At 63.9% G+C, this 13,634-nt stretch carries 9 protein-coding genes and 1 pseudogene; 1 reads left to right on the forward strand and 9 read right to left on the reverse strand.

The window, feature by feature from the left end; translation table 11 throughout:
* Nucleotides 1-284: 284 nt before the first annotated feature.
* Nucleotides 285-1,844, forward strand: coding sequence for an exopolyphosphatase (ppx, locus tag AC5WNJ_RS15180; RefSeq protein ID WP_495930111.1), 1,560 nt, complete (start codon nt 285-287; stop codon nt 1,842-1,844).
* 41 nt (nt 1,845-1,885) lie between these two features.
* Here the strand turns inward: ppx and tilS are convergent, their stop codons facing one another.
* The 9 genes and pseudogenes from tilS to AC5WNJ_RS15225 form a co-directional block, all read right to left on the reverse strand.
* Nucleotides 1,886-3,406, reverse strand: a complete 1,521-nt coding sequence (tilS, locus tag AC5WNJ_RS15185) for a tRNA lysidine(34) synthetase TilS (RefSeq protein ID WP_176678039.1) — start codon at nt 3,404-3,406, stop codon at nt 1,886-1,888.
* 159 nt (nt 3,407-3,565) lie between these two features.
* Nucleotides 3,566-4,519 (reverse strand): acetyl-CoA carboxylase carboxyl transferase subunit alpha, encoded by a 954-nt coding sequence (gene accA, locus AC5WNJ_RS15190; protein WP_176678040.1) that lies wholly within the window; start codon nt 4,517-4,519, stop codon nt 3,566-3,568.
* Nucleotides 4,520-4,795: 276 nt separating this feature from the next.
* The gene (gene dnaE, locus AC5WNJ_RS15195) at nt 4,796-8,296 is read right to left on the reverse strand and encodes a DNA polymerase III subunit alpha (protein WP_495930112.1); all 3,501 of its coding nucleotides are present in this window, start codon (nt 8,294-8,296) and stop codon (nt 4,796-4,798) included.
* Between the two features lie 350 nt (nt 8,297-8,646).
* Nucleotides 8,647-9,291, reverse strand: a pseudogene (rnhB, locus tag AC5WNJ_RS15200) (ribonuclease HII); the annotation flags it as partial.
* Nucleotides 9,292-9,392: 101 nt separating this feature from the next.
* Nucleotides 9,393-10,544 carry a lipid-A-disaccharide synthase gene (gene lpxB, locus AC5WNJ_RS15205; RefSeq protein WP_253064169.1) on the reverse strand — a complete coding sequence of 384 codons (1,152 nt, stop codon included), beginning with the start codon at nt 10,542-10,544 and terminating at the stop codon, nt 9,393-9,395.
* A gap of 2 nt (nt 10,545-10,546) precedes the next feature.
* Entirely contained in the window at nt 10,547-11,314 is a 768-nt protein-coding gene (lpxA, locus tag AC5WNJ_RS15210; RefSeq protein WP_043333008.1) for an acyl-ACP--UDP-N-acetylglucosamine O-acyltransferase, read from the reverse strand.
* Complete coding sequence (gene fabZ / locus AC5WNJ_RS15215; protein ID WP_175089667.1) at nt 11,311-11,754, reverse strand: 3-hydroxyacyl-ACP dehydratase FabZ; 444 nt, start codon at nt 11,752-11,754, stop codon at nt 11,311-11,313. The genes lpxA and fabZ overlap by 4 nt, the downstream gene beginning before the upstream one ends.
* A 193-nt stretch (nt 11,755-11,947) precedes the next feature.
* Nucleotides 11,948-12,985, reverse strand: a complete 1,038-nt coding sequence (gene lpxD / locus AC5WNJ_RS15220) for a UDP-3-O-(3-hydroxymyristoyl)glucosamine N-acyltransferase (protein WP_176678044.1) — start codon at nt 12,983-12,985, stop codon at nt 11,948-11,950.
* Between the two features lie 92 nt (nt 12,986-13,077).
* Complete coding sequence (locus AC5WNJ_RS15225; protein WP_175089669.1) at nt 13,078-13,590, reverse strand: OmpH/Skp family outer membrane protein; 513 nt, start codon at nt 13,588-13,590, stop codon at nt 13,078-13,080.
* Between the last annotated feature and the right edge of the window lie 44 nt (nt 13,591-13,634).

Genomic DNA, 13,634 nt, shown 5'->3' on the forward strand with positions numbered 1-13,634 from the left:
CATGCCCCATGCGCTGAATGTGCCGCCAGCCCCTCGTGGTGATGGCTCCGTGGGTGCCACCGGTTTGACACCTCTGGCCAGTCGCCGCAATCTTGCGAGAGTCGCCGCCGCGACCTGCTGCCAGCGTCATCTTCCCGCAGCAGGCTCGCGTCCGGTGACCACCCACGCTCACGACAACTTCATTGCGCCATGGTCGCCACGCAAGGAAGCCGTCGCAGGAGTTGGCGTGAAGGAGGCAGTGCATGATGCCTGCCATGAATGACCCGCCGTAAAGGACTCCGCCCTTGAGTGAATCAGCACCCTTCCAGCACCCGCAACCCGCCACCTCTGATGAAGGCAGCGCCGGCAACGAGGCCCCGCTGCTGAAGCTGGCCGCCATCGATCTGGGTTCCAACAGCTTCCACCTGCTGCTGGCCAACCATCAGGCGGGGCAATTGCAGGTCGTGGCCAAGCAGGGTGAGAAGGTCCAGCTGGCGGCAGGGCTGGACGAAGACGGCATGCTCAGCGAAGAAGCCATGGAGCGCGCCCTCAACTGTCTCGCCCAGTTCGCACCCTTCATCGATGGCATCGAGGCCGACCATCTGCGGGTCGTGGGTACCAATGCCCTGCGCGCCGCGCATAACAGTGAAGAACTGATCGAGCGTGCCGAGGCTCTGCTGGGGCATCCCATCGAGATCATCGCCGGGCGCGAAGAAGCCCGCCTGATCTATCTGGGCGCGGCGCATGCACTGGCCGATGTGCACGGCAAGCGTCTGATCGTCGATATCGGCGGCGGCTCCACCGAGTTCATCATCGGCGAGCAATTCGAGCCACGCTTGCTGGAAAGCCTGCACATGGGCTGCGTTGCCTATACCAAGGCCTTCTTCCAGGATGGCGAGATCAGCGAGAAGCGCATGCGCCGCGCCGAGCTGGCCGCACGCTCGGAACTGGCCAGCATCCAGCGCACCTATCGCGAGATGGGCTGGGATGACCCGGTCGGCTCCTCCGGCACCATCAAGGCCGCCGCCAACGTGCTGGAAGCGCACGGCTGGGCCCCGCATGGCGTGGTCACACGCGAAGGGCTACACAAGTTGCGCGCGGCGCTACTGGAATTCAAACGTCTCGACAAGGTCAGCCTGCCTGGCCTGAAGAGCGATCGCGCCACCGTCTTCCCGGCGGGCATCGCCATTCTGTGCGGTGTCTTCGAGGCACTGGGGCTGGAGCAGATGCGCTACTCCGACGGCGCGCTGCGCGAAGGCGTGCTGTTCGATCTGATCGGGCGCAACACGCCGGAGGATTCACGCCTGTCAGCCATCGAGTCGCTGCAGCGTCGTTATGGCATCGATACCCGCCACGCCAGCAATGTGCGCGACACCGCCCTGCAGCTGTTCGATCAGGTCGCCGGCGACTGGGCGCTGGGGACGACGTCACGTCAACTGCTGAGCTGGGCCGCCGAACTCCACGAAGTCGGCCAGGCGATTTCCCACAGCCAGTTCCATCGCCATGGCGCCTACCTGCTCGAGCATTCCGACCTGCTCGGCTTCTCGCGTCCCGAACAGCGCGCGCTGGCCTTCCTGGTCCGTGCCCACCGTCGCAAGTTCCCCAAGAACGAACTGGCGGCGCTGCCGGGGCCGCAGCAACCGCGTCTGGCGCGCCTGGCGCGCCTGCTGCGCATGGCGGTGATGCTCAACCATTCACGCTCAGAAGCGCCGATACTCGGCATGCATCTCAGCGCCGAAGGCGACGATCTGACGCTCAATCTGACCGAGGAATATCGCGATCACAGCCTGATCAACGATGACCTCAGCCAGGAAAGCGAGTTGCAGAAAGCCGCCGGCATGACGCTGACACTGGCCGATTCCTGAGCGAGCCCCAAGCAAGATATCGGCGAGATCGCCCGCCGGCCTCACTGCGATGTGAGTGAGGCCAGTAGCCACCAGCCCCGCGAGGGGTGCCACAACCCCGCGACTGTCCCATCGTGCATGCGCGCCACTCGCAACTGCTCACGCTGCCAGGGCGGGATGCCGGCTTCCTGCAGCAAACGCTTGATATCGCGCCGCCCCCGCCCTGCCACTCGCAGTACATCTCCCGGCTGACGCGACGTGAAGGCAACATGCTCTTCCCCCCTCCCCAGCGCCCGCCATGCCTTGCGTGCCTCAGAATCCCACTCGCAGGAAGGCGTCTCGCCGGGTTGGCGACCACTTCTCGCGTAGCCGGTATCGCCTTGTCGATGACGCACACCCTGCTCAATAACGGTATCTGACACCTGCCACCACAGCTGACCGCGCCACGCGCGCACGCTGAGGGTGTATTTGGCGTTGGCCCAGTGCACCTCGGCCACCGAGTCGGGCGGCGTGGCGATCAACTGCTGCAGGCTCATCAAGCGACCCCGCGGCGGCACCGGCCAGCCACGCGACTGGCATAGATGGCGCAGGACCAGCCGTTGGCGTGACTCACTCAAGCCTGCCAGCTCCGCCAGTGACAACTGCGTTTCTTGCTCCCGCACCTGATTCAGGCCCTGATCAAGACCCTGTACCTGCCCCTGCCCTTGTCTCTGAGCCAGGTGCTTTGCACCTGATACCTGAACCTTCGCCAGCAGCTCGGCCGCCAGCTCATCAAGCAAGGACTGCTCTTCCTGCAATTGCTGCGCCGAGCGCGCCAGGCTGGCCACGGCCTGCGGCCAGCGCGCCTGCAACAGCGGCACGACACTGTGGCGCAGGTAGTTGCGATCAAACTGCTGATCGACATTGCTGGGGTCTTCGCACCAGTCGCGCCCGGCCTGCAAGCCATGCCGGCTCGCCAGTGTCTGGAGTTCATCGCGCGAGATCCCCAGCAGCGGCCGTAGCAGTCGTGCCCGCTCATGGGCGGACTGGTCTTGCCCGGGGAACGCCTCGCCCACGGCCAGCGCCCGCTCAGGCGGCATGGCCGCCAGCCCGCGCCCGCCACTGCCACGCAGCGTGTTGAGCAACAGCGTCTCGGCCTGATCATCCTGATGCTGCGCCAGCCACAGGCTATCCCCCGCCGCCAGACAGGCGCTCAGCGCCACAAGCCGCCCTTCGCGAGCTGCCGCCTCCAGTCCTCGCGACTTGAGTGCCGTCTCCGCCAGCGCCAGATGACGCACGCTAAGCGGCAGCCCGAGACGCGAGGCCAGCCTGCGCGCCAGCTGCTCGAAATCATCGTTGGCTGCCTGCAGGCCGTGATGCACATGCACCAGCCGCAGTCGACGCGGGCAGTCCTTGACCGCACGTGCCGCCAGGCGCGCCAGCATCACCGAATCCAGCCCACCCGAGAGCGCGACCCATACCGTGCGCCTGGCATCGCTGGCCTCGAGCGCCTCGCGCACGGCGACGAGTGCACGCGACTCTGCCATCTCGCTCAGCGGTTGAGCACGCAGGTACAGCGAATCCAGTGAGGGGGACAGAGACATGTCGGGCTCCTGTCGCGAAGCGGAGGAAGGAAGTGGTGGAGAAGAGGAAGTGGAGGCGAAAACGCCGGCCCTGAACGCAAGAACGCCCCCGGAAGAATCCGGAGGCGTCCTGGTCACGCGGGCATGAGCCGATCGCGCATCACGCGAGAGGCACCGGGATCATGCCGGTGCGCCGTAGCTCATCAGGCGCTGGTAACGACGCTCCAGCAGGGCATCGGTATCCATGGCGCCAAGACGCTCCAGACCCTCACCCAGCGCAGCCTTGATGCTGTCGGCAGCAGACTGCGGGTTGCGGTGCGCACCACCCAGCGGCTCCTTGATCAGGTTGTCGACGAAGCCCAGCTCCTTGAGGCGCGAGGCAGTGATGCCCATCGCATCAGCGGCGTCGGCGGCACGCTCGGCGCTCTTCCACAGGATGGAAGCACAACCTTCCGGCGAGATCACCGAGTAGGTGGAGTACTGCAGCATGTTCAGCTCGTCACACACGCCGATCGCCAGTGCACCGCCGGAACCACCCTCACCGATGACAGTGGAGATGATCGGCGTCTTCAGACGCGACATCACCGCCAGGTTGTAGGCGATGGCCTCGGACTGACCACGCTCCTCGGCACCGATGCCCGGATAGGCACCCGGGGTGTCGATGAAGGTCAGGATCGGCATCTTGAAGCGCTCGGCCATCTCCATCAGACGGCAGGCCTTGCGGTAGCCTTCCGGACGCGGCATGCCGAAGTTGCGACGCACCTTTTCCTTCACGTCGCGGCCTTTCTGGTGACCGATCACCATCACCGGCTTGTCGTCGAGACGCGCGATACCGCCGACCAGCGCTTCGTCGTCCGCGTAGTGACGGTCGCCGTGCAGCTCATCGAAGTCCGTGAACAGGTTCTCGAGATAATCGAGGGTATACGGGCGCTGCGGGTGACGTGCCAGCTGGGAGACCTGCCAGGCGCCGAGGTCCTTGAAGATGGACTCGGTGAGCTTGGTGCTCTTTTCCTGCAGGCGAGCGATCTCGTCAGACAGGTTGACCTGGGAGTCGTTACCGACCAGACGGAGTTCCTCGATCTTGGCCTGCAGCTCGGCGATCGGCTGTTCAAAGTCCAGATAATTGGGATTCATAAGGCGTTTCGTTCGTCGTCTCGGGCAGCCAGGAAAGCGAGTCGGCCGGGTCACTCCCCCTGAGCACACGCTCAGGCGATCTGTGGCTCGCGGCGGTCACAGTCGGCATGGAATTGGGTACGGAAAAGATGGACAGGCATTATCGCACCCTGTTCGACAGGTGCAAACCTTGCCCGCCTGTTAGGCGTGGATTAACTCTGCGCCCACGCCGCTCATCTCGGTGCTGTGCCTGCCCCGCCGCTTGGCGAGGCAGGCATCATCCTGTCGGCCAGCAAGTCAGTCACGGTACTTGAGGCGCACACCTCGCTGACCTTCCATCTCACCCAGCTGGATCAACAACTCATCACTGGGCGCAACGCGCCATTGCTCGCCCAGCTCCAGCCAGGCCTCCGCCGCGGCGTTGCGATAACGCAGGCGCATCGGCAGGCCTTCACTGGCCAGGTGTGGCGTCAGCAAGGTGGTCAGCTGCTGGGTGAAGCGACCGCCGATGTCCTCGGCGGCGATGCTCATCTCGACCGCCTCACCGAAGCGCGCCCGCGCGTCGATGATCGGCGTGACATCCTTGCCGCGCAGACGCAGGCCACCGGAATAGTCATCCTGGCTGACCTCGCCCTCGACGATCACCACGCTGTCAGGTACCAGCTTGTTGCGCACCTGATCGTAGAGCTCACCGAACATCGAGGCCTCGATGCGTCCGGTGCGGTCATCCAGGGTCACGAAGGCCATGGTGTCGCCCCGCTTGGACTTCATGGTGCGCATGGCGATCACCAGCCCGGCTATGCGCTGCGGCTCACGCGACGGTTTGAGATCACTGATGCGCGCATTGATGAAGCGCTTGAGCTCACCCTCATACTCATCGATGGGATGGCCGGTCAGATAGAGCCCCAGCGTGTCCTTCTCGCCGGTGAGGCGCTCCTTGTCGGTCCACTCGCGCGCCTTGCGATAGCCGGCATAGACATCGGTTTCCGGCTCGCTGAAGGCATCGCCGAACATGTCGGTGATGCCGACATCATTGTTGGCGTGATTCTGGGAGGCGGCCTTGAGCGCATCCTCCACTGCCAGCATCAGCACCGCACGCGACGGACCGATGTTGTCCAGCGCGCCAGAGCGGATCAGCGCTTCCAGGGTGCGCTTGTTGATCTTCTTGGCATCGATGCGCTTGCAGAAGTCGAAGATGTCACTGAACGGCCCACCCTGGGCACGCGCACTGACGATGGCATCAATCGGGCCCTCGCCCACGCCACGGATGGCGCCCAGGCCGTAGACGACATGCCCTTCCAGGTCGACGGTGAACTTGTAGCCACCGAGGTTCACATCCGGCGGCGTGACCGTCAGGCCGATATGGCGACACTCCTCGATCAGCGGCACCACCTTCTCGATGGTCTGCATCTCGGTGGAGATCACCGCCGCCATGAACGGCCCCGGATAATGTGCCTTCAGCCAGCCGGTCTGGTAGGAAACGAGACCATAGGCCGCCGAGTGCGACTTGTTGAAACCGTAACCGGCGAATTTTTCCACCAGGTCGAAGATGTTGCCGGCCAGGTCCTTGTCGATACCCTTGTCCGCACACCCTTCCATGAAGCCGGCGCGCTGCTTGGCCATCTCTTCCGGCTTCTTCTTGCCCATCGCGCGGCGCAGCATGTCGGCCTGGCCCAGCGTATAGCCGGCCAGTACCTGCGCGATCTGCATGACCTGCTCCTGGTACAGGATGATGCCGTAGGTCGGCTCCAGTACCGGCTTGAGCAGCTCATGCTGGTAATCCGGGTGTGGATAAGACACTTCGGAGCGGCCGTGCTTGCGGTTGATGAAGTCATCCACCATGCCGGACTGCAACGGACCGGGACGGAACAGGGCCACCAGGGCGATCATGTCTTCCAGGCAGTCGGGCTTGAGCTTCTTGATCAACTCCTTCATGCCGCGGGATTCCAGCTGGAAGACGGCTGTCGTCTCCGCCTTCTGCAGCATGTCGAAGGTCTTGGCGTCATCCAGGGGTATGTCATCGATATCCAGCGGTGCCAGCCCCTCGCGCTCGCGGACCTTGTCGACCATCTCGATCGCCCAGTCGATGATGGTCAGGGTACGCAGGCCCAGGAAGTCGAACTTGACCAGTCCGGCCTCCTCGACGTCATTCTTGTCGAACTGGACCACCAGACCACTGCCGTCCTCATCACACAGCAATGGCGCGAAGTCGGTCAGCTTGGTCGGCGCGATCACTACCCCGCCGGCATGCTTGCCAGTTCCCCGGGTGGTGCCCTCGAGCTTGAGCGCCATCTCCCAGATTTCCTGGGCTTCCTCGTCGTTGTCGATGAATTCCTTGAGCTGCGGCTCCTGCTCAATGGCCTTCTCCAGCGTCATGCCGACCTCGAAGGGAATCAGCTTGGAGAGCTTGTCGCCCAACGAGTACGGCTTGCCCTGGGCGCGCGCCACGTCACGCACCACGGCCTTGGCGGCCATGGTGCCGAAGGTGACGATCTGCGAGACCGCGTTGCGCCCGTAGCGCTCGGCCACGTAGTCAATCACGCGGTCACGCTTCTCCATACAGAAATCGACGTCAAAGTCAGGCATGGAGACACGTTCCGGGTTCAGGAAGCGCTCGAACAGCAGGTCATATTCCAGCGGGTCCAGATCGGTGATCTTCTGAGCGTAGGCTACCAGCGAGCCGGCACCGGAACCGCGCCCCGGACCGACCGGCACGCCGTTGTCCTTGCCCCACTGGATGAAGTCCATGACGATCAGGAAGTAACCGGGGAAGCCCATCTGCAGGATGATGTCGAGCTCGAAATCCAGCCGCGTGCGGTAGCGCTGCTCGATCTCGGCCCAGGCCTCGCTGTCGCGTGGATGCCTGGCGTGCGGATACAGCTTGTCGAGGCGCTCCGTCAGGCCATCATGCGAGACCTTGCGGAAGAACTGGTCCATCGTCATGCCTTCCGGCACCGGGAACTCGGGCAGGAAGTAGGTGCCCAGCTGCACGGTCACCGAGCAGCGCGCCGCGATCAGCACACTGTTCTCGAGCGCTTCGGGAATGTCGGAGAACAGCTCGCTCATCTCCTCGGCGCTCTTCAGGTACTGCTCATCGCTGTAGCGGGTCTCGCGCCGCGGGTCATCCAGCGCCTTGCCTTCGCCGATGGAGACGCGCGTCTCATGGGCCCAGTAGTCTTCACGCTTGAGGAAGCGCACATCATTGGTGGCCACCACCGGCGTATCGGTGGCCTCGGCCAGCGCCACCGACAGATGAAGGCACTCTTCCTCGTACTGACGCTGGGTGCGGGTCAGCTCCAGATAGAAGCGATCCCCGAACACCGCCTTCCATTCGTCGAGAAGTGTCCGCGCGGTATCTTCGTGATCAGAGAGCAGATGGCGGCCGATCTCACCTTCACGACCGCCGGACAGCACGATCAGCCCCTGGGCCTGCTCGAAGACCCACTCTTTCTCGAGGTAGGCGCGGTCCTGCTTCTGGCCATCGGTCCAGCCGCGCGAGATCAGCTCGGTAAGATTGCGATAGCCGGTGTCATTCATCGCCAGCAGCGTGAGGCGATACGGCCGCGCGGCATCCTGGGAATTGGTCATCCACATGTCGGCACCGATGATCGGCTTGATGCCGGCACCGCGTGCATTGGAGTAGAACTTGACCAGTCCGAACAGGTTGGCCTCGTCAGTCACCGCGACAGCCGGCTGGCTCGCCGCGGCGGTCGCCTTGATCAGCGGCTTGACGCCGGGCAGACCATCGACGAGAGAGAACTCGGTGTGAACGCGCAGGTGAACAAAGGGCGTGGTCATGGAATCGGCTCGTGAAGTCGGCGTGACGGTGAAGGATTCGGTTGCGGCTGGGGCTGTCGTCGCTGCGCGTGCTGTCGGCGGCGGCGAGGCTGAAGGCTCGGGCTCGGGCTTCAAGGATAGCCTGTCAGCGCCATCGTCTGAAGGTGTAGCGTCTGGCCGGGCAGGCTCGACTGACGGGGATGCCGTGGTCTCACTGGCATCAGTCAGACCACGGCTGGCGGCTTTTTTGCCGTGGGACGCTGGCTCGGCTCGCTCGGCGTCACCGTCTCTGGCGTCGCGGCCTGCGGGGTCGAGAGCGCGATCAGCGCGTCCGGCGGCACGGCCCGTGGCACGTGACCCGACATGAACAGCCGCTTGACCGGCCCGAAGCTCTTGCGGTGCAGGGTGAGGATGCCATGTTCCTCGATGGCGGCTTGATGCTCGCGGGTCGGGTAGCCCTTGTGACGCGCGAAGCCATAGGCGGGGAAGTGTGAATCCAGCGCCGCCATCTGGGCGTCGCGATGCACCTTGGCCAGAATCGAGGCCGCGCCGATGGCAGCGTGACGCAGATCGCCCTTCACCACCGCCATGCCGGGAATCTCGTGCCCCGGCAGGCGATTGCCATCCACCAGCAGGTATTCCGGGCGCACGCCCAGTGCATCGATGGCGCGACGCATGGCCAGGTGCGTGGCCTGATAGATGTTCAGCTCATCGATCTCGTCACTGGTGGCCTCGGCGATCGCCCACGCCCAGGCGCGCGCTCGAATCTGCTCGTAGAGGGCCAGACGCTTCTTATCGCTGAGCTTCTTGGAGTCGGTGATGCCCTCGATGGGGTCATTCGGGTCCAGAATCACCGCTGCCGCCACCACCGGGCCGACCAGCGGCCCACGCCCGACCTCGTCGATACCGGCCAGCAACTGCCCCTGATAGGGAATCACCAGCGGCGGAAAATTATCGGCGGGTTTACGCTTGCGCGCAGAAGGCGTGGTGGCGTGGCTGTCGGCAGAGTCGGTCATGATATCTCGAGGCGTAAGACAACAGGCAGAGCGCCAATGCGATCTGCCTGTCGAGGTGATTCAATCAAGGGTAGCGCAATGTCTGGCGGCGACACGCGGGATCAGCGTCCGGCCAGTTCACCGATGGCGATGGCGGCCGCGGCGCTGGCATCACAGGTCAGTTCACGATGCATGGCGGTGAAGCGTTCCCGCAGTTCGCGCTGGCGAGCGACGTCACCGGCGGCACGCGACAGCAATGGCGCAAGGCTTTCCTCGATGGACTCCGGCGTGGCGGCGTCCTGGATCAGCTCCGGCACCAGCGTCTCGCGGGCGATCAGGTTGGGCAGGGATATCCACTCGGTCTTGACCATATGCCGCGCGATGCGATGCGTCATCGGCGCCATGCGATAGGCCACCACCATCGGACGATGACAGAGCAGACATTCGAGCGCTGCCGTGCCGGACGCCAGCAGCACGGCATCGGCGGCGGTCATCGCTTCACGCGATTGACCATCCACCAGATGGATGCGACTGCGATCCAGCCCTTCGTGCTCCGCCATCAGGGACTCGAGCTCGGTGCGCCGCAGCGGTGTGGCCGCCGGGATCACCACCTCAAGGCCGGGATAACGCTGACAGAGACGCTCGATGGCGGCCAGGAAGGTCTCGCCGAGGAAGCGGATCTCGTTGGCGCGGGAGCCCGGCAATACCGCCAGCAGCTGCACATCACTGTCGATCCCCAACTGCCCACGGGCAGCAGCACGATCATCCTCGAGCGGCAACTCATCGGCCAGCGGATGGCCGACGAAGGTCACCGGCACCTGATGCTCACGATAGAAGGCGGCCTCGAAGGGCAGGAAGGTCAGCATGCGATCGACGGCGCGGCGAATGGTCTTCACGCGCCCCTGACGCCAGGCCCACACGGAGGGGCTGACGTAGTGCGCGGTGGTGATGCCCTGCTTGCGCAGGCGCAGCTCGAGCCCCAGATTGAAGTCCGGGGCATCGATGCCGATCATCACGTCGGGTTGCCACTCGAGGGCGTCGCGCAACAGATGGCGACGCACCTTGATCAGTGCCGGCAGATGCTTGAGCACCTCGACCAGCCCCATCACCGACAGGGTTTCCAGCGGATAGAGGCTGTCGAAGCCCTCGGCCTGCATGCGCGGGCCGCCGATACCACGGAACTCGACATCGGGATAGCGCGTCTTGAGCGCTCGCATCAGGCTGGCACCGAGGATGTCACCGGAGAGCTCCCCGGCTACCAGGTAGATGCGCATGCTCAGCGAGTCAGACCGCGAGTGGACGCCTTGAGCGAGGCGATGAAGACATCGCGCTCGGCCAGCGGCGGCTCGGCTTCCAGCTGCTCGAGGGCCTGGGCCAGCGTCAGTCCCTGACGGAAGACCGTCTTGTAGGCCGTGTTCAGCGCGGAGATGGTCTCGCGGCTGAAGCCACGACGCTTGAGGCCGACGCTGTTGAGGCCATGCGCTTCCGCCGGATGACCATTGACCATCACGAAGGCCGCGATGTCCTTGGTGATGATGGAGCCACCACCCGCCATGGCATGTTCGCCGATATGGCAGAACTGATGCACCGCCGACAGGCCACCCAGAATGACGTGGTTGCCGAGATGGACATGGCCGCCCAGCGTCGCCTGATTGGCCATGATGCAGTCGTCGCCGATGATGCAATCATGACCGACGTGCGAGTAGGCCATGAACAGGTTGCGACTGCCGATACGCGTGAGGCTGGCATCCTGGACGGTACCGCGATGCAGGGTCACGCCCTCGCGGATGACGTTGTCATCCCCGATTTCCAGACGCGTCGGCTCACCGGCGTACTTCTTGTCCTGACAGTCCTCGCCCACTGACGCGAACTGGAAGATACGATTGCGCTCACCGATGACGGTGGTGCCCTTGATGACGACATGCGGCCCCACCACCGTGCCAGCGCCGATCTCGACATCAGCGCCGATCACGCAGAACGGGCCGACCTCGACATCATCGGCCAGGCGGGCGCCGGGATCGACAATGGCAGTAGGATGTATCAAGCGACCTTCCTCTCGGCACAGATGATTTCGGCCTCGCAGACCACATCGCCATCGACCTTGGCCTGACAGGCGAACTTCCAGATGCCACGCTTCTCGCGCAGCACGCGGGCGCTGATCTCGAGCTGATCACCCGGCATCACCGGGCGCTTGAAGCGCACATTGTCGCTTCCGACGAGATAGTAGATGTAGCCATCGGCGGGACGCTTGTCGACGGTCTTGAAGCCGAGAATACCCGCCGCCTGAGCCATGGCTTCCACGATCAGAACGCCCGGCATGATCGGGTGCTCCGGGAAGTGACCATTGAAGAACGGCTCGTTGATGCTGACGTTCTTGCGCGCAACGATGAACTCGCCAAGGGTCAGGTCCATGACACGATCGATCAGCAGGAAAGGATAGCGGTGCGGGAGATACTCACGGATCTCGTTGACGTCCATAACCATTGGCTTGCAACCTCTGAAATAACGAAATGCCTGCCGCTCGCGGGCAGGCATGTAATGACGGTCCGGACCGCCGTTCGGGCAATGGCGCGCATTATAGCGTCCTTGCGCGTGGCTGGCAGCCGCTCATTGCCCGACAGTGTGCCAAGCAGGTGCGAGCCCCCGCTCTGGACAGGTACTACCCGGGCTTGCAGTACTACTTGTCCTTCAAACTCTTCTCTACCTGATTCAAGCGTCGCGCCAACTGATCCAACTGTTTGAAACGCACGGCATTTCTGCGCCACAGGCCATTGTCCATCGCGCCGGTGCCGGAGGAATAGACGCCCGGCTTGGTGATGGAGTTGGTCACCAGGCTCATGCCGGTCACCTGCACGCCATCGGCGATTTCCAGGTGCCCCGCCAGACCCACACCGCCGCCCATCAGACAGTAGCGCCCGACCTTGGTGGAGCCGGCGATGCCGACACAGCCCGCCAGTGCCGAGTGATCCCCGATCTGGACGTTGTGCGCAATCTGGACCTGGGAGTCGATCTTGACGTCATTGCCGATGATGGTGTCGCCGAGCGCGCCACGATCGATGCTGGTGCAGCTGCCGACTTCGACATCATCGCCGATCAGCACGCCGCCGAGCTGAGCGATCTTGTGCCAGCCCTTGCCATCGTGGGCAAAACCGAAGCCATCGGCGCCGATCACGCAGCTGCTGTGGAGCACCGCGCGCGCCCCGATCACCACGCCATGATAGAGCGTGACATTGGGATGCAGCAGACAGCCCTCGCCCAGCACGCTGTCGGCCCCGATCACGCAACCCGCCTGAATGCGCGTATTGTCACCGATGCTGACGCCCGGGCCGATCACGACCTGCGGGCCGACCTCGACATTGGCCCCCAGGGTTGCGGTCTCGTCGATGACGGCACTGGCGTGCACGCTCGCCTGAGGCTCGACCGCCAACGGATCGAAGAGACGCGACAGCTCAGCGTAGGCCAGATACGGATTGTCCAGCACGAGGGCATTGCCCTTGCACTCTTCAAGATGGCTTTCATGCAGCAGCACGGCAGTCGCGGCGGTTTCCCCGAGATACTTGAGGTAGGCGCGATTGGCGAGGAAGGCGATATCGCCGGGCTCAGCATCGACCAGCGTCGACAGGCCGGTGACCCGGACAGCCGGGTCACCGACGAGACGAGCGCCCAGCCGCTGGGCCAGATCCTCGAGAGTGTAAGAGAATTGTCGCTTTTTCATTCTGTCTCTGGGCGCTGAGCGCCTCTGGCTCGCATTCGCGTTGGCATGCTCGGATGCAACACATCCCGCACGCTTGCACGCGCGGGATGCACTCAGTTGAGCGAGTTGAACACCTGAGTCACTTCATTGGTCAGATCCAGACCATCCTTGCTGTAGACCGTCGCATTGCGGTCGACCAGCAGCTCGATGCCATGCTTGTCGACGACCTGCTGGATGGCCTTGTCGAGCTTCGGCTTGGACTGCTTGAGGAAGGTCTGCTCCGCCTGCTGCTGCTGCTGCTGGACCTGGCCACGCAGCTGCTGGAACTGGCCACCCTTCTGGCGCAGCTGCTGCTGCACGGACTGACGCTCGGAGTCGGACATCACGGCGCCGTCCTTCTGCAGCTTGGCCTGCAGGGATTCCAGTTCCTTGGCGAGTGCCTTGGCCTGATCCTGCTTGCCGGCCAGCTGATTCTTGAGCTGGTTCATGGAAATCTTGGCCGAGTCGGAACTCAACAGCGCCTGGCGCCAGTCGAGGACCGCGACTTCGGTGGCCTGTGCCAGCATCGGAGTCGCCATGGCGGCAAGGCCACCAGCCAGACACAGGGCGCGGGTCAATTTACGCATCACACAAACTCCTTGTAGGCCTGTTGCTCGGTCACTGATGACTC

The sequence above is a fragment of the Cobetia sp. PDI-23MA genome (assembly GCF_059507735.1).